Raw genomic sequence first — 21,649 nt, 5'->3', positions numbered from 1 at the left:
TGCACATAAGGTCGTTCCTTCACATCCATGTGATCACGACATTCGGACGTCCTGTCCAGCACCCGCTGCAGGCGATTAATAACTCTAAAGCGACAATTTTAAATTAGCAGCCCTGTAGCCACAGCTCAGACAAAAAATGTAATCAGTCTTCATTCGAAGGCTAACGAGCTTTGGGGCAAAAGCAATTCACCACGGAAGACACTTATGGAAACGGAGGACATTGAGGACACGAAAAAGCAATAACCTTACTCAAGAGAGCAAACTTTATCGCATTTGTGTAAGTTTTATTAGCTTCTGAAAAAATCCAGCAGATGCAAACAGGCAAATACAGCGTGTAACACGATAAAACCGATAAAACCTTGTGCAAAATGAATATGATAACCACGCCAGAACAGCGCATCACTGCTACCTTGAGTCGCAAACCACAGCAGACCGGTAACTCCCACCGCAAAAAACAGCAGCATGCCAATGCCTTCAGTGACACTAAATAATCCACGCCCACCGGCAATCGGGATCTTGCCTTTAAACAAGCCTAGAACGTCAGATTTTAGCTGTGAAAAATCACCCATTAACCAAGGAAAATACTGTCGCCACTTACCTTTAAGGCAAGTAGTAATCAAAAAGGTAATTGATAAAAAAGCAGCGATAAGCCCTATATACACATGGCTTTGATCCCAAAACGATGCATTGGGGCGTAATCTGCGGCCCATCATAATTGAGCCGCTAGTAAAAATTAGATAGGCGCTGGTAATAATGATAAGCACATGCTGCAAATCAATATACTCTCTCGCTAAGCGTTTAAACGTCGATTGCGCCATATCTCATCCTGTGCGTGCTAAACCGTTACAGCCAAATTATCGATACTGTTGGCATAAGCATCAACCTTATTCCAATCAGTATATTCAATATTAGTATCGGCTGCCGTTGGACCTTTAGTCATCCACATAATAAAGCGGATAATGTTCCTATCCACAGCACCATAGCTAGGGTAATTTAAATTACCACCAAACACTTGCGCCACATCCGGCACCCAAGGTGACTTTTCAAAGAAAGCTTGCATATAAGGGTTAGTTTCAGCGGTGTTCTTTAACGGCTTACGTGCCACTAAGTTAACCGAAAAGAAGCTACTTGGCTTTTGCTCTAACGTTGCCTGGTTGGCTTCAATAAAATCATAAACAGCAGGGTTGTGCTTACCATGACGAATGCTGGCGCCGATAATAATCTTATCAAATTCACCTAAATCTACTTTTTCAGCAATACTGACGGCGGTGACACAATTGCCAACAGCCTTAAGTTTATCTTCTAAATAGGCACAAATTTTACGAGTCTGGCCATGCACACTAGAGTAAACGATAAGAATTTTGCTCACCAAGCATCTCCCATAGAATCTAAATTGAAGTGAATGAAATTAGTTAATAAATCATAGGTGATTTGGTAAAAATATTACATGAAACAGATCACGAGGTACGGCGTTATAAATCCAATTAGCTTTATCTAGTTCACAAATTTAACAGCGGGACTCCTTAAAAGAGGTAGTCCCGCTGTTTTGTACACCAACTGAGTGAATTTCAGTTATGCAATTTGTGATTATAGTGACATTAAGAAATCAATAACTTGCGAGCGTTCTTCGCGGCTTAATGTCATAAAATCTTGCTGACTTTGTTCAGCTTCACCGCCATGCCACAAAATCGCTTCCTCCAGCGTTGCCGCGCGGCCATCATGTAAAAATCCTGCTTGAGGATTCACTGTTTGAGTTAGGCCTATTCCCCATAATGGGCGGGTACGCCACTCATTACCATCGGCTAAAAAATCGGGGCGACCATCGGCAAGTTCATCGCCCATATCGTGCAGTAACATGTCGCTAAAGGGATAGATAGTTTGGCTTTTATGGCCTGCAATCATCTCTGTGCCACCAATGTCACCAGAGGCTTTAGTCACAAAGCTTGGAGTATGACAGCCGCTGCAGTTTAGCTGCTCAAACAATCTTGCCCCCTCACGCACGTCAAGGCTATCCACATTACGCCTTGCCGGTACCGCAAGGGTCTCAGCGTAAAACACCACTGAATCACTAAACTCAGCGCTCGCTTCAGGTTCGCCATCGACACCTGAGCCTGTATCGACAAAACCGGTACGAGTTAAGTAAGAATCATGTAGCGCAGTGCCTGCAATGCTTTCATCTGGAAACAGTGGATTGGTTATGCCCATATCGCCGCGTAGCGCACCTAATGACTGTACTCTTACGCTAGGGGTATTAGCCTTCCAGCCAAAGCGCCCAAGCGACACTGGGTTACTGTCTCCCGCTTTCGCTTTAACCGCATCAAACACAAAGTTAGCTCGACCAGAAATACCATCATTATTGCCATCAATAGTATCCACATTGGCTAAGATATCTCCCTCTGCAATGGCCTCGAGCAAGCCTAAACCAAACACTGGCATACCATTACGCCACCCCATCAAGACATCATCTTGCAGCAAGTTAGAGGTCTGGTTGCTGCTGGTCTTCGTCTCGCCCGGCGCGTCGTAGGGGTTTTCCACTGCAAACAAGGGTTTCTTTAATGTAACACTACTGCCATCACTGTAAGTCACCCGCTTAGTTTCATAAGAAAGGTACACATCGGCCTGGCCAACAAACTGATTTTGCTGCCAGTCTTCACGAGCTTGCAGTACGCCTCGATGAAACAGTTGCCCACCAAAATCGGGCACGGGGATCGGCGCGCAGTAATCATTTTCTGCCGAGCCTATAGTGCATGGCTCATCGGGCGCCTTACTGATCCTTAAGAATATTCCCGCTTCTGAGCCGAGTTTAATCCGAGACTTGCCCGCCGGAACGATAGGGGTTGAGTTACGACCATCGCGCTGATGGCAAGAGTTACAATCTGCGTTATTAAATACAGGCCCTAAACCATCTAGCTCAGGATGGGCGCTGTTAGGCGCGGTGGTAAAAGTAGTTTCAAAACCTACATCCCCCTCAAGGTGCAACTCCAGCTCATTAGGTGTCAAATTTGGCGCAGGAGTTGAAAAACCATGGCCCGATTCAGAGGCTTCAAAGGTGGTGCTATCACCGCCAAGGGCGCGAATATCGGTATAGGCTGGATAGATTTTTTCTTCAGGCTTTGGCGCGGCATCATCGCCAGAGCCGCCACATGCACTTAAGCTTGCAACGCTCAGCAAGATAAAGCTGCTAATAAGGCTTTTTCGAAAGCTAATGTCGCTATTTGATGGTGCCTTGTTTTGCTGTATCTCGTTTTGCTGTATTTCGTTTTGCTGCGTTCTGTTTTTTTGAGAATGTTTATCTGTCATCTGCTGTTCCACACACGGCATGCCAAAAATTATTCCCCATTATCTTTTATCGTTTTTTAACCATTTAAAAAACAAGGGAATTATCCTATTAAAAAGGAGGCCTTACGGCCTCCTCAAATATTCACCTTCTAGATGTTCCACTCTTTAAGTAATGGCAACACATCAGACTCTAAACTCGCTTGTAGCTTAGTCAGTGCATCGACGGCCGTTTGAATACGCACACGTGCGTCGCTATCTGAAATAGCCTGACGAAAAGGCATATTATTAGTACCCGCTATAGCATTAATTTTAGTGATTGCATCCTCAATCTCAGCCTTAACTCGCGTTGCTAGCTCAGGATTCGCGGCGTTGACGAAATCGATAATCCCTTGCTTATCGGCATTGCCCGCTAGCTCACCAAGGTAAACATTGCGTACACCAATAATGTTATCGCTAAAGTCGGTAAGCGAGTTCCAAGAGTACTGCGACTCAACTTTTGACGTATCTGCTTTATCGATTGACTCACCAAATGGGTCGGCAATTTTACCGTTACCCACCTCGTCAACAATCGCAATCATGCCGTTAACGAGCTCTTCTACCACGCCCACTTCTGAGCTATAGAAAGTATTACCATCGATACCAGAATTTTTCAGTAACTCACCATAAGCCTTACCGCTTTGACCGTCGTGGCTGATAAGCCATGCGTCATCGAGTGTCTTGGTGTAATCACGAAAGACTTCGGCAAGTCCCATTAAATAATCACGCTCGTTTGGTGTCAGTTCGCTAATGGTTTTAGTGTTGTCGGCAACGCCGTCACCAAATAATAGGTACTCCATAGTATGAAAGCCCTGCACGTCATCATTCCAACCTTTAATGGTCTCAGCATCAAAGCCAGTGCTATTGGCCAGCACAGTCGTTAAATCTGTGGTGTTTAGCGGCCAGCTATCAAGATGTGGATCGATACCCAAGGAGTCAACTGGACCAAAAATATGTGATTCACCTTGCTCCCATGGCTGACGAGCGGCTTTCCACGCCTCTTGCGCCGCTTCTAAATTCACTTGTGTCGGTGTGGCAACGAGAGTCTGCGTCGCTTGCAGCATTGCCTCACCGCGCAGGGCAAGGTTTGAGTACCCCGCTACAATCACCTCATCAGTGAGGTTAGTGACCATCTCAGTAGCCGCAAAAGTAAAACCCGTTTCCGGTACAACAACAGCGGTATCGTCAGAACCTGAGCCGCCACATGCGCTAAGCGTTGAAATAAGGGCGAAGGCTAGCGCTGAGTGAGTAAAATGTTTCATAAAAACTCCATGTATTTTGTTAGTTACTATTTGTTATTTAAAGTGAGAACTGGTAACCAACGCCTAAAGCAAAAAAGTGGGTATCGGCAATAGACGCCACAGCCACCTGCTGTACGCCAGCTTCGGCTTTGATCACTATTTCAGGGATGGGGAAGTAGTTAATACCAGCGCTAATCCAAGTGTTTTCATAGCGTTTTGTAGCAATGCCGGTTTCAACTTCTTTTAGTGGATTTGAATAATCGATATTGGCAAAGACAGTGATTGGCACGGATGTGAACTGACCAAGGTCGACGCCTGCTTCAACGAAGAAGGCTTCAGACTTTGAGCCTAATTGAGCGAAGTTACCCGGCTTAAGGCCTGGAGTGGTTTTGTTAGCTTGCGTAATGGCGTCACTGTCACTCAGCGTTCCGTAAAGATACTGACCACGTAGGATCCATGGGCCTTCAACAAATGCACCTGCAATTGATAGAATTTCAACGCTACCGTCTGCACTTAGCTTGTTGGTTTTATGCCGATTACCACTGGTGTTGCCGTAATAATAGGAAGCGCCAATGGCTGAGCCTGTTTTAAAATTGCCGTAATCGAGGCGAACGACGTAAGCGAGATCATCGCCATTCACATGCTCAAACCGCTTTTGATGCCCTGAGGCCACCCAGTCATAAGTACGGAAATATTCTGAGTTCAAACCACTAACCACTTGGGCTTGATAGTGAAAGTTAGCCATTTCACCAAAAATACCGATGCCGTTTTCATTCCAGACTGTAGGTAACATCGCCGCTTCACTCTTATGGCGTTGCACGGTCAGGTACTGACTAGGCTTATGCAGCATACTAGCGACACCTACAGGTAGATGGATATTACCGAATTTAACCCCAAAGGCATCACTTGGGCGATAGCGGATCTCGGCTTTTTCAATCATCACCTCGCCACCCGCTTCAACTTCAGCTTCAAACTCGCCAAACTCATCGAAACCGTCATATTCTAGCGCGGTGCCTGTGCCACCATGCTCATATTCGATTTCAACTTCCATGTCCCATTGTTCATTAAACTGATAGCCAAACTCAGTCACGATCCGCTCTAGATCAAAACGGCTGCGGCGCTCAGGAGATGTATCCTGTACGTTGTCGTAGTACTCGTCGCTGGTGTAAATCACGCTGCCATATGACTTGAACGAAAACTTGTCCCAGTTACTCGCTGTGCTTGCAGCGTTAGCAGCCTGCAAAACTTGTTGCTGAGTGGCTGCAGCTTGCTCAGTGGTCACTTTTTGCAGCTCAGCTAATTGCAGCAACTGAGTCTTAAGTGCAGCAAGCTCAACTTCTTGCTTGGCTATTGCAGCAGCTAATGCCTCTGGCTCGGTTGCTGACATCGCATTCGTACTGAACACACTCGCGATAGCAATCGCTAACACATTCAACTTGGCATGCTTCGAAATAGATTTCATAAACGGCTCTCATTTTGATCCTGCGCTGTATACCTATCGGTTTTAACCAGCTCCCCTAAATTCGTGGACAAACTAACTCAAATGAGAATGATTTGCATTAATATTTACATATTATCTTTACGACGAGGTTACATTAAAACCCATTAAGCAACAAAAGATACGAGGCGCGCACGAAGTAAACCCCACTTAAATCGGTGCTAAAATGGTGAGTAAGCGCTCACATCAAAAGCAATGATTACAATTGATATTTTTTGGCGTAAGAGTGCCGAAGTACTGCCGATTAACAAATCAGCCAATCTATTTCATGTAGAAAATAGCGATAAATGTGCCCCGTCATCCATAGCTCGATGCAGAAGTCGCACACTTTGGTAAACTAGTGCAAACTAGAACGGTATCTATAAATTAATTGGCTATCAAATAGCTAGCTGAATGACTAGCGACCCTAAGAACAACAGGCCTAACATGTTGATGATGAGTAACAAATAATGGTTGAAACAGTAATTGACGCTGCTAAGGTTGCAGCTAAACCCACTGCAAAAGACAGCAGCAAAGCCACTGGCGTTTCTGCTCGAAAAAAGGCGTTGTTATTAGGCCGCATACTAGGTTTAGCCAGTGAAGATGACTACCGTGCCAGCAATGCTTCAATAGGGGAGCGCGCCAGCTTTAGGGCGCAGAAGCAAGCGTGTCAGTATCAAGAGAACCTTGAAACCATTTACAAAATCGCCATCAGCCACACACCATCCGATGTGACTGGCGTAGATTTAGACCCCGATTGGGCGCATCAGTTTTTTCAATTGGCCGAGCAAATTCATAACCGTAAAATGCAGGAGCTTTGGGGCAGAATTTTAGCGAATGAAATCACCTCTCCCGGCAATTTTAGCCTGCGCACCTTAAGCACGCTGAAACAGTTAACCCATAAAGAGGCGCAGATCTTAGAAAAGGCATTAGGTATGTCGGTGCTGGTGAACAATGAGACTCGGCTCAAGCTTATTATCGGCTTTAAGCATGCCAGTGGCTTGGGGCAATTTTTTAAAAAAGCCACCTCGACCAATATCGGCCTGTCTCAATTTGGCCTGCCCTACTCTAATATTTTGACCTTAGTTGAGGCCGGAGTTTTACATCGCAGCGAACTAGAGACTGGATTGCTTAGCAGTAAGACGCCCATTAGCTTTTCTCTTAGCGAGCAAAAGCTCAAGCTTACCCCAAAAAGCGGCCAACTATTTTTCAGCTATTATCGCTTTACTTCAATAGGCGATGAGCTAGCACAACTCATTCCTTTCAGTACCGATAAAAGCTATATCAAGGCGATGAGAGCACTGTTTGCCCAAGATTTTAAGATTGAATAGCCAGGACTTATTTACCGAGCAACAGCTTAGCTAATGTCACCTTAGCGACTTAGACAAAGCACAAACAAAAATGCGATGCCTATGGGTTTCATAAAGGCATCGCATTGCTTGTTATCATTCATCATTACTCATTCAAAGTAAGGCTAGCTGCTAGCTTTGCCCGTTATCAGCCTTAAAGACAGAAGCTATAGGCAAAATACTCAGTGTCTTTCACAAAGCCTATTTTTTCATAGAGCGCCTGAGCCGATAGATTATCTTTAGCTGTACCTAAGTCCACTCGAACGGCGCCAGTTTGTTTGGCTAAATCGATAGCGCAATCAATTAAGCTATTGGCGACGCCTTGCTTTCGATGTGATGCTGCCACAAACAAGTCGTTTAAGACGATGATTTTACCCAGCGATACCGACGAAAAGGTATGATAATTTAATACAAATCCAATAGGCTTATCTTCTGAGCTATAGGCCACAAACACCGTTGCATCAGCGTTTTGTAAACGCTCACTTAAGTATTTTCGATAGGTAGCGGGTGCCGATGCTTGCTTATAAAAAACCATGTATTGATCAAATAGCATGACCAAGTCATCGAGTTCTTTAATCGAAATCCTTTTTATATTCATCACATTCCTTGGATCTAGTTATTCGTCTCGCATAAACACACTATCGGTATCATCCCTTTTAGCGCAGGGGTTAACAACGTGCTTCACTTTTAGCTAAGGGTTCACATGGGCCTTTACACCGCTTTTTTCAGCTTTTTTGAGTCAATCACCTGAATCGCCGCTAAGTAATCCAGTAATGCACTCACTTGCGTTGCTAGGTCACCTTTGCTGGTATCTATGGTGAGCTCGGCTGCGGTTGGCACTTCATAAGGCGCTGAGATCCCGGTAAAGTTTTTAATCTCTCCTGCACGCGCCTTGCTGTACAAGCCTTTAGGGTCGCGCGCTTCACACACTTCTAATGGCGTCGACACATGCACTTCAATAAACTGACCATTATCGAATAATGCACGCACACGCTCGCGCTCTTCTCGCGTTGGCGAAATAAAGGCTGACAGCACCACAAGGCCTGCATCGACCATGAGCTTTGCCACCTCTCCGACTCGGCGCAGGTTCTCATCGCGATCATCTGCGCTAAAACCGAGATCTTTGCATAAACCATGACGCACGTTGTCGCCATCAAGCAGGTAAGTGTGAAAACCGGCATCAAATAATGCCCGCTCAAGCGCGCCCGCTAAGGTGGATTTACCCGAACCTGACAGGCCTGTGAACCACAATAAGATAGGATTCTGCCCTTTCTGATCCGCGCGAGACTGCTTATCAATACTGTGCTGGTGCCAAACGATATCAGACATAAAAACTCCAAAAAATCTAATCTATACAATACATAGCCAAATGTGCTTCAACATTATAAAAGCGTAAACTGCACACTTAATTCTCTCAAGTACCGGCTTCACACAAGCACTTGCTCATTCAAACACTAGCGCTAATCAAGTATCAGTCTATTCAAGCAAGACCGATTCAAGAGGCTTAAAAGGGAAACAACAACGGAACCAACACCAATACGATTGCCGAATAAAGCAGTGACAAAGGTAAGCCCAGTCGAACAAAATCACTAAAACGATAATTACCTGCGTTATAAACCATTAAGTTAGTTTGATATCCGTAAGGCGAAATAAAGCTGGCACTAGCACCAAATACGACGGCTAAAATAAACGGCCGAGTATCTACGCCATAACTTAACGAAATAGCATACGCTACGGGAAACGACAGCGCTGCAGCGGCATTATTGGTAATCAGTTCTGTCAACAACAAGGTCATGAAGTACACCGCCACAAACGCCGCAAATACCCCATAACCATTAATCGCCGCTAAAATAAATGAGGCGATATCATCGGCAAGTCCGGTTGATAGCATCAAGTTCGCCAAACTTAAGGCGCTACCAACAATGACTACCAGCTCAAACGGAAAACGACGCTTTAGCTCTGAAAGACTCACCGCCCCGATGGATAGATAGCTCATCAAGAGTAAAACCAACCCTTTTACTAACGGCAAAACCCCAGTCAAACTCGCTAAGATGGTCAGTAAAAATCCCGCTAACACCCATTGGCTGCGGCGAGGATCTAGCCTGACACTTAAATCTAAACCACTCACGGCAGCAAATTCAGACGCCAATTTAGTGTTGCTGCTAAAACTGTCACCAGGGGTGATTAACAACACATCGCCCGCTTGCAACTCTATGTCACCTAAACCGCCTTTAAGCGGGTGATGACCACGGCGAATAGCTAATACCGCACCATCAAACTTCTCTCTAAAAGTCGACTCTTTCAGTGAGCGACCAACGAGAGTCGAACTCGGTGCCAATACCGCTTCAATTAAATTTTGTCCCTTGGCTTGTTGCTTACCAAACCATTCAAGGCCATCAAACTGATGTAATAACTCAACCGACTCCACCGCGCCACTAAAGCGCAGCACATCTTCGCTTTGTAATACTAAGTGCGGTGGCACCGGACAGATGCGAATACCACTGCGCTCAAGCTCAACTAAATACAGCTTTTTAAGTGCGCGCAAACGGTTATCTTGCACGCTGTGGCCTATCAATAAGGACTCTTTTGCTACCCGAGCTTCGAGTAAGTAAGGCAAAGCCTCATCGATAGACTCTTCGCGCCTGTCGGGTAACCAATTGGCTAACAGCACCAATAACCCCACGCCTAAGATAACAATAACAATGCCAATGATAGAAAACTCAAAAAAGCCTAACGGTACTAGGCCTGCATTTTCTACAAACGAATTGACGATTAAGTTCGTCGAGGTGCCAATAAGGGTTAGCGTTCCACCTAAAATAGCCGCATAAGATAATGGCAGTAACAGCTTAGCTGGCGCATGGGCTTGGTTACGGCGCACCACACCAATGAGCGAAGCCACCACTGCGGTATTGTTCGTAAACGATGATAGTAGCGCCGTCGAGAAACCTAGCTTAGCCATGGTTGATGCCAGCGATCCCTGCCCCACCACTTGGCTTAACTTGCCTAATAGCGAAGTTTTCTCAAGCGCTGCAGTCGACATGATCAGCAGCACTAGAGTGACTAAACTAGCATTGGTAAAGCTAGCTAACGTGGTTTCAAGCTCCACCATGCCAAGTAAGTAAGTGGTTAACGACGCCATAAAAAATAGCGCTGCAGGTGTCCATAGCCCCGCCATTAAGGCGGCGACTAAGGCAAACAATATGCACGATAACACCCACAAATCGGCCACTTCTAGCCCTCAACCTTGCTAATATCTATCGCTTGCCAGTGAGGATATTGCTTGCGAATTAACGCATTAAGCTCAAGCTCAAAGTCACTGTATTGCTGCGCAGTTTTAAGCTCTTTAGAGCTCGATACCGCCATGACTGCAGCCACGGTCGCGTTAGATAAACGATCGATTAAGATCATGCCGCCGGTATCGCGGATTAAGGTGTATGGGTCAATGGCAATCGACTCATTAAGCTCAAGCGTGACTCGCGCCATGTCATTGAGGCCAACAGCATTACTGTCATTGCGATCTAGAGTATTAATATCGACCACGTATTCAATTTTCACCACGCTGGCTTGCAGCTTTTTACCTGCAACTTTCAGATCATATAGCTGGCCTAGCTGCAATGGCTTTTCATCCATCCAAGCGATATCGGCGCTGACATGGTTAGCCAGTGCTGGTGCGTTGTCGACTTGCGATAACAGATCGCCCCTTGAGATATCAATTTCATCTTCTAGGGTTAAGGTCACCGCTTGGCCAGCGATGGCTTGCTCAAGATCGCCATCAAACGTCACGATACGAGCAACTTTACTGCGCTTACCCGATGGCAGTGCCACCAGCTCGTCACCAACGTTAATCACTCCCGATGCCAGCGTGCCTGAAAAGCCGCGAAAATCGAGATCGGGGCGCTGCACATATTGCACAGGAAAACGCACAGGTAGGCTGTTAAGCTCACGGCGAGTATCGATTGCTTCTAACAGCTCTAGCAACGTGCCACCGCTATACCAAGGCGTTTGACTGCTGGCATCAACCACGTTATCACCTTTAAGGGCTGACAACGGCACATAGCGAATATCAATATCACCTAACTGCTCGGCAAAGGCGGCAAACTCGGCGCGAATGTTATTAAAGACTTTTTCATCAAAGCCCAATAGATCCATCTTGTTGATAGCAACAACAAAGTGGCGAATACCTAGCTGTGAAGCGATAAAAGCATGACGGCGAGTTTGGGTTTGTACCCCATAGCGCGCATCGACCAAAAGCACGGCTAAGTCACAGGTAGAGGCGCCCGTGGCCATGTTACGCGTGTACTGCTCATGGCCCGGCGTATCGGCAATAATAAACTTACGCTTATCACTGGAAAAGTAACGGTAAGCCACATCGATAGTAATGCCCTGCTCTCGCTCTGCTTGTAAGCCATCAACCAACAAGGCTAAATCAATCTCTTCACCTGTGGTGCCAAGCTTTGCACTGTCACTTTTTAAACTCGCAAGCTGATCTTCATAAATTTGGGCGCTGTCATGTAACAAACGTCCAATCAAAGTACTTTTGCCGTCATCAACACTGCCGCAGGTTAAGAAGCGTAATAGCCCTTTGTGCTGTTGCTGTATCAGGTATTCTTTAACACCTAAATCTTCAAGTTCTGCCGCCAGGCGCGCGTTATTATTTACTGCTTGATTCATAATGATTCCTTAGAATTCTTAGTCCACATTCATCCCAGATGACATGCGTTTAGAAATAGCCCTGACGTTTTTTCAGTTCCATTGATGCACTTTGATCTGAATCGATAAGCCTACCTTGGCGCTCACTCGAACGGGTCAGTAGCATCTCTTCAATAATCTTCTCTAAGGTGTCAGCTTCTGAATGCATCGCACCTGTTAGCGGGTAACAACCTAAGGTTCGAAAACGCACTAATTCCTCTTTCGGCTGCTCGCCCTGTGCAAGTGGCATTCTGTCGTCATCAACCATAATCATCATGCCATCACGCTCGACAACCGGACGTTTCTGGGCAAAGTACAGCGGCACTAGCTGGATGTTTTCTTGATAGATGTACTGCCAAATATCCAGTTCAGTCCAGTTAGATAACGGGAACACGCGAATACTTTCGCCCTTATTCACCGCACCATTATAGGTACGCCATAACTCTGGACGCTGATTTTTAGGGTCCCAAGTATGGTGCTTATCGCGGAACGAATAGACGCGCTCTTTAGCACGCGACTTTTCTTCATCACGGCGTGCACCACCAAAAGCAGCGTCAAAGCCGTACTTATTTAGCGCCTGCTTTAACCCTTGGGTTTTCATGATGTCAGTATGCTTAGCACTGCCATGCTCAAATGGGCTAATCCCCATCTCTAAGCCTTCAGGATTTTTATGTACTAATAATTCAAAACCAAACTCTTTCGCCTGCTCGTCACGAAAGGCGATCATCTCTTTAAATTTCCAGTCAGTATCGACATGAAGTAAAGGGAAGGGGATTTTTCCTGGGTAGAACGCTTTGCGAGCCAGATGAAGCATCACAGAAGAGTCCTTACCGATGGAATACATCATGACTGGATTATCAAACTCAGCCGCCACTTCACGAATGATTTGAATGCTCTCAGCTTCCAGTTGTTGCAAATGGCTTAACTCTTTCGCGGCCATGCTAATTCTCCGTATTCTTCAATCAATTATTTTGTTATTACGCCCAACTCAAGATCATTGAATTAGCCGGGCAGTTACGTTTAGGCGTAGCTTATTTAAGTTGTGCGGCTAACTCAGTGCTATTGAGCTGGCTATTATTTTTAGGCGTATACCAATTTAAACTATCGGCGAGCTCAACCACTTCACCGATTACCATCAACGCTGGCATCACTAAGTCTGGGTGATTGGCTAGCTCATCAATATTGCCGAGAGTCCCTACAAAAGTTTGCTGATCTGCGGTGGTGGCTTTCGATACGATAGCCACTGGCGTGTCAGCATTTCGACCCGCTCCGAGTAAACCTTGCTTTATGATGCCTGCGTTTAATATGCCCATGTAAATAACAAGGGTATTATTCGGGTTTGCATAGCCTTGCCAGTCCATAGGACGGCTCTCAAGTTTGCAGTGGCCGGTAATAAAGCTCACCCCTTGGGCATAATCTCTGTGAGTTAACGGAATACCGGCATAGGCTGCAGTGCCGCTAGCCGCGGTGATGCCGGGGACAACTTCAAATTCGACGCCAGCGGCAACAATCGTCTCTAGCTCCTCACCACCACGTCCAAAAATAAACGGGTCGCCGCCTTTTAAACGCACTACATTTTTACGAGTGTAGGCCTTTGTTACCAGCAACTGATTAATCTCGCTTTGGGCGGCGCTATGCTTACCTGCACGCTTTCCCACAGCAATCTTCTCGGCATGCTTAGGAATAAGCGCAAGAATATCATCACTCACTAATGCATCATAAAGTACGGCATCGGCACTTTGTAGCACGCGATAGGCTTTTACCGTCAGTAAATCGACGTCACCAGGTCCAGCACCCACTAGCCATACTTTGCCTAATTCGGCTTGACCGGGTAAAGCTACAATCTCCATCACGCTACCTCACTCTATTTCGTTATGTTGAAATATAGCGGGCTGCTTATTCCATAATAAATAGATATTTATTACTCGTTATAACTTTTTGTTATTTGAATGATTTTCAATAGCGTACTACTCAAACCGAAATACCGCTAACCAACTGTATAATAAGGAATAAAAACATTTGCTGTGACCGAGGCGCTGAATATGGTTTTCTCCTAGCTCATTTTTAGCACTAAGTTATTGCATTTAGATCTAGTTAGGCGTCACGAAATCAAGTAGATAAACAACCCGCCGTACAGGCTCGCAGCTCACACCATCAGAAGTGTCTTTGTGTTACATGACTGCTCTATAGCTGTTAAATCTATATGCAGCTAGGTAGAATCCTGCACAAATAACAAAATGCTGCATATTGATCTACCAAATTTCAGGGAAAGTTATGAACAAACTTAGTGCGCTATTCATACCGCTATGCGTGTGTTGCTCATTTACGCTTTACGCTGCCGATACACAAAGCAGCAATGCGAATATAGAAGTCCAGCCAAAGAAAGAAAGGTCATTAGTCGATAAGCGGATCTCAGAGGAAAGCGCCACCGGCGATCTCCCCTATGTCATCACACCGCATAAAGTGAACTACATTTTGCCCGTGACTTATAGCGCCTCACCCAATATGGCTCCCTTTGCAGAAGAAGCCGCTGAGCACCCATTTGGTTTAGATAACATGGAAGCTAAGTTTCAAATCAGCTTTAAGTTTCCGCTTTGGCATAATGTATTTGGTGATAACGGTCATCTGTTTGCGGCCTATACCAACCAGTCTTACTGGCAGGTATACAATAAAGAGATCTCGTCCCCCTTTAGAGAGACTAACCACGAGCCAGAGATCTTTATGCTGTTTACCAACGATTGGCAGCTAGGACCGCTGACCAACTCTTTTTGGGGACTCGGTGCAGTGCATCAATCTAATGGGCAGTCTGGCCCTAAGTCTCGCAGCTGGAACCGTTTGTACGGCATGATGGTATTTGATAATGGTCCCTTCGCATTTGAAGCCAAGGCATGGTGGCGTATTCCTGAAGATGAAAAAGAGACGCCCAGCTCACCACGAGGCGATGATAACCCCGACATTACTGATTATATGGGAAATGTAGAGCTCACTGGCGTATACGGACTCGATGAACATAGATTCACCTTAATGGTGCGTAACTACATTCAAAAACCTAACTATGGCGCAGTCGAGTTTACTTGGAGCTATCCGATTTTGGGTAACTTAAGACTTTATACTCAATATTTTAATGGCTACGGTGAAAGTTTAATCGACTACAATGTACATAACCAACGCATAGGTATCGGGGTTTCGATTAACGATATTTTGTAGTCATCACCTTGTCATTCACGCCTTTTATCGTGGGTTATTAACGGTAAGGCTCGATACCAAAAAACATCTATAGCAGGCTCTATATCGCGCCGAGCCTGCATTAAAAAGGATGGAATATGAGCTTGAGCTTTAAGGGTACCGTTAGCATTTTTGCTATACTCATTTGCGTGAGTGGAGCGCAGCTGATCTATCTGTCCCTCCCCTCTCGCCCCTATTTACACACGCTTAACCACAGACAATATCGGCAAGATATTAACGCTTTTGTTGATTCAATTAAGCAGCACTCAGCCTTTGCCGCTATGGACCCTAAACGCATCAAGGCAATCACTCAGGCCAGCAACAAGCTACTCAAGTCTGCCACTATCAGTAACTCCACCTACAGATTAGAGCAGCACCTTCAGCAAGTACTCACCGAGCTTAATGATCCTAGCGCCGCAGTGCAGCTACCGGCTAACACCAAGGACAGTTCGCTTCGGCTACCGTTAGATATACTTTTCGATGGCCAATACTGGCAGGTATTTAACCTAGGCGGTGTAATGCTAGATCCTGATTTTCCTTATCTAACTCATATCGATGGATTACCCATGAGGCGCTGGGTACAGGCAAGCCAAGCTTACCTAGCAGATTCGATAAAGCTATCGCCTCAAGCACAAAGCCAATGGATAAAACAGATAGCAAGATTAAGAATTGATATTGGCCTTCGCAGTAACGATGAAACCATTATGACCTTTAGTAATGGCGACACTAGCGTGCAGCATGCTATCGAGCTAACAAGAGAGGAGGAGCAGTACCATAATGTGAGCTCAGAGATAAATATCCGCGCCGAAGCAACGACAACGACAACGACAACCATAACGTCGGCCGAGAATAGCCAACAACACAGCACTTTACGCCTGAGCGAACAGCTTGATTCTGCCACGATAAACGCACTCTCAAACCAGTTAGCGACGCGCAGCGCTGAGCCTACATCGCCGCTCGTTATCGATATCCGCGCAATCAAACAACCTCAGCCATTATTTATGGCTTGGCTGCAGACTCATTTCGGCGAAACAGATAAGCCACAACATATCGGTATATTACAATACAAGCGCTTTGCCACGTTCAGAGCGGATCGCCTGCCAAAGCGTTATATCCCCATTTCACAGCTGAGTTTTTTTGAGCAAGCCGATCTTAAAAATCAAGGCTTTGATATCAAGCTAAGCCCATCGTCAGTTTTTAGCGATTATCTGGTTCGTAAACTCAGTCCAAATGACAATTCCCAGCCGCATCTAAAGCAACGCCTTAGTGAGCCACATAAGCTTATTTTATTAGTCGATTCCAGCTGTGAACAAGAATGTGAATGGATAGCGCTCGCATCGCAGCAATGGCCAAGCGTTGAACTCTTTGGCGAAACCACTCGCGGCAGCTTAAGCCCTCGTTATCACGTGACTTTGCCCAATAGCGGTATTGAGCTGCAATTTAGCCAAGGAGTCATTTATGCCTCTAATGGTCGGCTAGTTTCAGGTGTTGGGTTAGCTCCTGCTATGCCGCTCAACTCGCTGGCAGTTAACGATAACAATGTCGCCAAGCTTATCGCTGCGCAAAAAAGTGAGCATGATAACGCCTCATCAAAAGGGGCTCTTGCCATCGTTACCCTTGAAAAACATTAAGCCCGCAGTGTCGGCAAGTACAAATTTAGCGTTATTTTTCTCTGAAAATAGGCGAATGCATTCCATCATCAGGCTAACTAAGGTATAAGAGCCCAATGAAAACCCCAAAACGACTCCAACCTCTGGTTGATGAAGGACTAATTGACGAAGTAATTCGTCCATTAATGAGCGGCAAAGAAGCCGATGTGTACATTGTTAGATGTGGCGACGATGTTCGCTGTGCCAAAATTTATAAAGAAGCTGATAAACGCAGCTTTAAGAAAGCCGTCGAATACCGAGAAGGACGTAAAGGTCGTAACTCTCGTCGCACAAGAGCGATGGAGAAAGGCTCAAATTACGGCCGCCAGGAGCAAGAACAAGCTTGGCAAAATGCCGAGGTCGATGCACTGTTTCGTTTAGCTTATGCAGGCGTGCGTGTGCCTCAGCCTTATGGTTGTTTCGACGGTGTACTACTGATGGAGCTCATAACTGATGAAGCCGGATACGTAGCACCACGACTCAATGACGTTACTCTGACAGAAGAGATGGCGATAGCACACCATGCTAAGGTGATGAAAGACGTGCAGCGTATGCTATGCGCAGGCCTTATTCACGGTGACTTGTCCGAGTTTAACGTACTACTCGACCATACCGGGCCGGTGATTATTGATTTGCCTCAAGCGGTCGATGCCGCTGCCAACAATAACGCTAAGCGCATGTTACTGCGTGATGTGAATAATATGACCCAGTATTACGGTCAATTTGCACCGTCACTGCTCAATAGTAAATATGCCCAAGAGATGTGGCTTAAGTTCGAGTCTGGCGACTTGTTACCCGATACCGAGCTAACGGGTGAGTTTGTTGAGAGCGAGCAAAGTGCCGATATTGAGGCGGTGCTAGCCGAGATCCAAGCCGCTTTTGAAGAGGAGCAAGATAGAAAAGCGCGGATCCAGGGTGAAACGGAAGATGAGTTTTAATCCTCATCCGTATAACTAAGCTAGTTAAGCTGATATTTATCAAATAAAAATCCCTGCAGTGTCGCCATTGCAGGGATTTTTGCTGTGCCTTGGTGATCGTCGTAAAAGCACTGCACTTCTACTTTGAACAGGGGGTTCGAGCTTTGGAAGAGCAGTGCCTGTGCTAGATTTTGTTTCTAGATTTTCGCTTTCATTAGATTTATAGCCTGTTGCTGAATGTGCGAACACTTCAGTGACACGGCACGGCTTTTGATTTCGTAAGAAGTGTCCCTGTAGCCTCTACGACAGCTTCCCTGCTGTCGAAGGTCACTGCCGTATTCACACCTCAGCATTCATCTCATTGAATTAGCTTCTCTAATTGCAGCTAACTCACTTTTGGACAAAAGCTATTCACCACGAAGGACACGGAGCGCTACGCTACACGAAGAAAAGCAACTGCTAGAACAATAACAACAGTAAAAGACTGGCATCCAACATTTAGATCTTTTTCTTTACGCTCTTCTCCGTGACCTCTGTGAAAGCGAAGCGCTTCGTGGTGAGATTAGTGCTTTTTAAAAGTATATTGATACGCCATAATCGCTTGGTGATCACACATACTTTCAGCGTTCGCTAACTCGTTTCTGGACACCAAAAGTTAGTTGGAGCTTGCAGCTCGACAAGCCTTTAAAGCGAAATCAAACTTCGTTTGATAATAAAGCCCACAAAGACTCGATATATTTTTGGCTGAGAGTGGCATCCAACAAAAGTGGTTCCAATGGCCTGCGGCCAGCGTATGTGCAGACACTGTCGTGACACGCAGCGAGTCCATCCCTGGAAGCTCGGCCATGACGTCCATGTCATGGACGGTCACGGCCGTATCTACACTTGGTTAGAACAGCATAACCTTGGCATTTAGAGTTTTGATTAAAGGTCTAGCTCGTTTTTGGACAGAAATCAGTTAGAGTCAAAGCTCTTAAAATGATGACTCTCATTAAGGAATGTATGGCAAGCTGATATACGGTAACGCCTCAATAAGCGGACTAAAATGGTGGGTTATAATGTGTAGCAAAGCGAAACCTAACCCACTGTTTTAGTTCCGTTTAATTGACTTATTAGCAAGCTACACCGTTTTATTAACTAATTTTGAAAATTTATTGTTCTTGATTTGCCACCTAGCAATTTCACCAAACTGACCAGGAAGATCTTTAAAAATATGTGCTGTCCTAGGACTTATAACAGGGCTCATATCTGATACTGGAACATCATATTTTATTAGCTCAGGCCTAAAGTTAAACCCCCAGTTTGATATAGCAGAAAGCGATAATGAAATATTAGTGTTTTTAACTTTATTAAAAATACTAATTTGGTTTTCAATAGATGTTCTTTCACCGAATGTAATTGATTTTATACACTCACTTGGAAGGTCCATAACATATATTGGATATTTAGGCTTTGCATTGACCATAACGCAATTAACAAGTGGTCTTGCAATTCTTACTTCTTGTTCATATTCCCAGTCTTTCGGTTTAATACATAACTCTGAAAGCCTTATTGGCTCCTCAGAATCAGCAAAAAATGAATAATCTTTTATTGCTCTATTTTTTCTGTAATCAATTTCAAATAGACCTTCGAAAAATTCATGATCTCTATCGAATTCAATCATGACTCCTGCATATTCTTCTGCATAATGTGACCACATAAGAACTGAACTTGGGTTTTTAGTTAAACATAAGATTCCAATTGAATTATCTAAATCATTCCTAATAGTTCTCGCAGTATCATCGTTACAGGTAGGAGACTTAAAATCATAAGGTAGCTCTCCTACAGGAGGAACACGTGCAGGACTCATTAAGTCGAATCGCATATCCAAATCTTGTTTATCTAAACCTTCAGGGATATTTATTTCAGGCAATAGCTCAAATGGATCGTTAAAAGCACTAGGCTGTGTAAGTCTAATGTGGCCTTCTAAAATTTTAAAAAGTGTATCTACAGAAACATATTTATATAGACCCATTAAACCTCCGATACTGCGAGCTTGCTAACGTCTTAGTATTTGTACGTTGCGCTGTTTGCAGGGCACAAATCGCTTGTTGGACTTGGCCGCTGCCACATCCAGATTAGTTGGTACACTTCATGCAATAGGGATTTGCTTTTTTTGATGCTGAGACTGGGCTGTAGAGCAGGTCGACAACTGATATCGAGTAGATTGTAAGCTTTTCATTCAAATTCCTTTCTCATACTTGTGTTCCTTCACATATCTTTAAGTCTAACTGATTCAAAGTCGGTTAGACACTCAATTGAAGCTTATTTAGGCTCCGCGCAGCGGCTTAGTTCAACGCCTTGCTAAGCGGATAAAAATGGTTGGCTATAATCGCGAAGCGATGGCCAACTGTTTTTATTCCGTTTAAGCAACTTGTTAGGTGAATTACCGCGAAAGGTGATCCATTATAAACGTAACGACACTATGAGAAACATTTACAGCTAGCCGTGCTTCATACTCTGTAATTTGTGGCGGAGTAACACCACGACCATGTGCAGATCCTATGTGCGAACGAAATGCGCCAACACCATCAATTATGGATGTAATACCAGTAAGAATTTTCTTCTGATCATCGCTAAGCTGAGTATTGGCATTTAATGTCAAATCTTGTCGTACGGTTTGCCAAAGAGGTCCAATATTCATCTTAGGTGGCATAGTTAAAGAATGACGTTCAATATAGTGTTTCAATACTGCTTCGATTATTGAACTTGAAGCAGTTATTGAAGCATGAGGATCAGTATTAATATTTTGCAATGCTCGATCAAACTCAATTTCTATAGAGGCAAAGTCACCATTTTTCAGATAGTCCTCTAAGGTTTTACTTGCTACTGTAGAGCCTGATTTTATTACGTAACCATTTGGCTTATATGTAAGATTATTCCTTGCTAATGAAGAAGTAATACGGTCTCGACCTTCTTGTAAAGTAGCTTCTACTTGAGCATTAGCGAAAAGTGATGAAGGGGACTCTCTATCCATAAAGTTTTGTATAACCAACCCTAATATTTGCATCGCATCTATATCAGGATCTTGATTACACCGCATAAACCAGTTGGTACATTTTTTTTCACAATTACCTTCCGGCACATCACCAGGTGCACCTGACTCCATAAATAATGCATTAAGTTTACTGTGGCTGTAATAGTCAGCAGCAATAACACTTGAAACAGCACCAATAACTGAGTTTGGAATAATATCGTTCAATGTAACTCCTTTCACCTAACGCCCACAATAAGGGGCTGATTAATAGTTTGCTAAAATGTGAAGCGGAGCGAAACCGAGCAAACTGTTAGCAGTCCCGCTTTATTTGCCTTGTTATGTTTCGCCTTTACCAAACCTTCGAAAAAGATATTTAAGTAGAAATATACTTGCAGATATTCCGAATACCCATAAACTCAAAACCCCAACTACAATTACTGTCGGGCCACTTGCAACTGAAAATAAACCGCAGTCATAACCACAAGTAGCACTTCTGTAGCTTGATAAAATAATAAATAAAGCGCTTAAACCAATTGTCATGGAATAGATTATTTTTTCTTTCCGGGTAAACAACTTTTCCATAAGTTAACTTTGATCCAAAGAAACATAACGCCTTACTAAGCGGCGCGAAATAGTTGGCTAAAATGTACGAGGAACGAGTGCTAGCCAACTGTTTAGCGTCCGTTTGAGTAACTTGTTAGTGCTTCTGTAATACTTTGCTAGATAATAACTCAATCTGTTTAACCACTGCTTGTGGCTCTACAAAAAATA

19 protein-coding genes are annotated in these 21,649 nt (G+C 44.6%); 5 read left to right on the top strand and 14 right to left on the bottom strand.

What is annotated here, in order from left to right; all coding sequences use genetic code 11:
• Positions 1–287 precede the first annotated feature (287 nt).
• The 5 genes from ACVBIL_RS19355 to ACVBIL_RS19335 all read right to left on the bottom strand — a co-directional run bounded on the left by ACVBIL_RS19355 (position 288) and on the right by ACVBIL_RS19335 (position 6,018).
• Positions 288–818 carry a cytochrome b/b6 domain-containing protein gene (locus ACVBIL_RS19355; RefSeq protein ID WP_447168572.1) on the bottom strand — a complete coding sequence of 177 codons (531 nt, stop codon included), beginning with the start codon at positions 816–818 and terminating at the stop codon, positions 288–290.
• 17 nt (positions 819–835) lie between these two features.
• The gene (gene hemG, locus ACVBIL_RS19350; protein WP_447168571.1) at positions 836–1,369 is read right to left on the bottom strand and encodes a menaquinone-dependent protoporphyrinogen IX dehydrogenase; all 534 of its coding nucleotides are present in this window, start codon (positions 1,367–1,369) and stop codon (positions 836–838) included.
• Positions 1,370–1,587: 218 nt separating this feature from the next.
• Positions 1,588–3,300, bottom strand: coding sequence for a di-heme oxidoredictase family protein (locus ACVBIL_RS19345; RefSeq protein WP_447168570.1), 1,713 nt, complete (start codon positions 3,298–3,300; stop codon positions 1,588–1,590).
• A 128-nt stretch (positions 3,301–3,428) separates the two neighbouring features.
• On the bottom strand, positions 3,429–4,577 hold the full coding sequence (locus ACVBIL_RS19340; protein ID WP_447168569.1) for an imelysin family protein: 1,149 nt from the start codon (positions 4,575–4,577) through the stop codon (positions 3,429–3,431).
• 37 nt (positions 4,578–4,614) lie between these two features.
• Complete coding sequence (locus tag ACVBIL_RS19335) at positions 4,615–6,018, bottom strand: hypothetical protein (RefSeq protein WP_447168568.1); 1,404 nt, start codon at positions 6,016–6,018, stop codon at positions 4,615–4,617.
• Positions 6,019–6,503: 485 nt separating this feature from the next.
• On the opposite strand from ACVBIL_RS19335, the gene ACVBIL_RS19330 reads away from it, so the two are divergent.
• Positions 6,504–7,364, top strand: coding sequence for a TIGR03899 family protein (locus ACVBIL_RS19330; protein ID WP_447168567.1), 861 nt, complete (start codon positions 6,504–6,506; stop codon positions 7,362–7,364).
• A 172-nt stretch (positions 7,365–7,536) separates the two neighbouring features.
• Here the strand turns inward: ACVBIL_RS19330 and ACVBIL_RS19325 are convergent, their stop codons facing one another.
• From ACVBIL_RS19325 to cobA, 6 genes are all read right to left on the bottom strand, one after another.
• Complete coding sequence (locus tag ACVBIL_RS19325; RefSeq protein WP_447168566.1) at positions 7,537–7,980, bottom strand: GNAT family N-acetyltransferase; 444 nt, start codon at positions 7,978–7,980, stop codon at positions 7,537–7,539.
• 113 nt (positions 7,981–8,093) lie between these two features.
• Complete coding sequence (cysC, locus tag ACVBIL_RS19320) at positions 8,094–8,711, bottom strand: adenylyl-sulfate kinase (RefSeq protein ID WP_447168565.1); 618 nt, start codon at positions 8,709–8,711, stop codon at positions 8,094–8,096.
• A gap of 175 nt (positions 8,712–8,886) precedes the next feature.
• On the bottom strand, positions 8,887–10,611 hold the full coding sequence (locus tag ACVBIL_RS19315; protein WP_447168564.1) for an SLC13 family permease: 1,725 nt from the start codon (positions 10,609–10,611) through the stop codon (positions 8,887–8,889).
• A gap of 2 nt (positions 10,612–10,613) precedes the next feature.
• Positions 10,614–12,053 (bottom strand): sulfate adenylyltransferase subunit CysN, encoded by a 1,440-nt coding sequence (gene cysN, locus ACVBIL_RS19310; protein ID WP_447168563.1) that lies wholly within the window; start codon positions 12,051–12,053, stop codon positions 10,614–10,616.
• Positions 12,054–12,102: 49 nt separating this feature from the next.
• The gene (cysD, locus tag ACVBIL_RS19305; protein ID WP_447168562.1) at positions 12,103–13,011 is read right to left on the bottom strand and encodes a sulfate adenylyltransferase subunit CysD; all 909 of its coding nucleotides are present in this window, start codon (positions 13,009–13,011) and stop codon (positions 12,103–12,105) included.
• Positions 13,012–13,102: 91 nt separating this feature from the next.
• Complete coding sequence (gene cobA / locus ACVBIL_RS19300; protein WP_447168561.1) at positions 13,103–13,921, bottom strand: uroporphyrinogen-III C-methyltransferase; 819 nt, start codon at positions 13,919–13,921, stop codon at positions 13,103–13,105.
• 424 nt (positions 13,922–14,345) lie between these two features.
• On the opposite strand from cobA, the gene ACVBIL_RS19295 reads away from it, so the two are divergent.
• The 4 genes from ACVBIL_RS19295 to ACVBIL_RS19280 all read left to right on the top strand — a co-directional run bounded on the left by ACVBIL_RS19295 (position 14,346) and on the right by ACVBIL_RS19280 (position 18,778).
• Positions 14,346–15,278 carry a phospholipase A gene (locus ACVBIL_RS19295; protein WP_447168560.1) on the top strand — a complete coding sequence of 311 codons (933 nt, stop codon included), beginning with the start codon at positions 14,346–14,348 and terminating at the stop codon, positions 15,276–15,278.
• Positions 15,279–15,394: 116 nt separating this feature from the next.
• Positions 15,395–16,927 carry a hypothetical protein gene (locus ACVBIL_RS19290; protein ID WP_447168559.1) on the top strand — a complete coding sequence of 511 codons (1,533 nt, stop codon included), beginning with the start codon at positions 15,395–15,397 and terminating at the stop codon, positions 16,925–16,927.
• Between the two features lie 95 nt (positions 16,928–17,022).
• On the top strand, positions 17,023–17,883 hold the full coding sequence (locus ACVBIL_RS19285; RefSeq protein WP_447168558.1) for a PA4780 family RIO1-like protein kinase: 861 nt from the start codon (positions 17,023–17,025) through the stop codon (positions 17,881–17,883).
• Positions 17,884–18,655: 772 nt separating this feature from the next.
• On the top strand, positions 18,656–18,778 hold the full coding sequence (locus tag ACVBIL_RS19280) for a hypothetical protein (RefSeq protein ID WP_447167768.1): 123 nt from the start codon (positions 18,656–18,658) through the stop codon (positions 18,776–18,778).
• Positions 18,779–18,982: 204 nt separating this feature from the next.
• Here ACVBIL_RS19280 and ACVBIL_RS19275 read toward each other — a convergent pair whose 3' ends face one another.
• From ACVBIL_RS19275 to ACVBIL_RS19265, 3 genes are all read right to left on the bottom strand, one after another.
• Positions 18,983–19,876: a DUF2971 domain-containing protein gene (locus ACVBIL_RS19275; protein ID WP_447168557.1), complete on the bottom strand. Its 894-nt coding sequence runs from the start codon at positions 19,874–19,876 to the stop codon at positions 18,983–18,985.
• A 411-nt stretch (positions 19,877–20,287) separates the two neighbouring features.
• Positions 20,288–21,103 (bottom strand): abortive infection family protein, encoded by an 816-nt coding sequence (locus ACVBIL_RS19270; RefSeq protein ID WP_447168556.1) that lies wholly within the window; start codon positions 21,101–21,103, stop codon positions 20,288–20,290.
• A 111-nt stretch (positions 21,104–21,214) separates the two neighbouring features.
• The gene (locus tag ACVBIL_RS19265) at positions 21,215–21,460 is read right to left on the bottom strand and encodes a hypothetical protein (protein WP_447168555.1); all 246 of its coding nucleotides are present in this window, start codon (positions 21,458–21,460) and stop codon (positions 21,215–21,217) included.
• Positions 21,461–21,649 lie beyond the last annotated feature (189 nt).

The organism is Shewanella sp. 125m-7, assembly GCF_052977045.1.
This window is presented reverse-complemented; position numbering and strand designations above follow the sequence as displayed.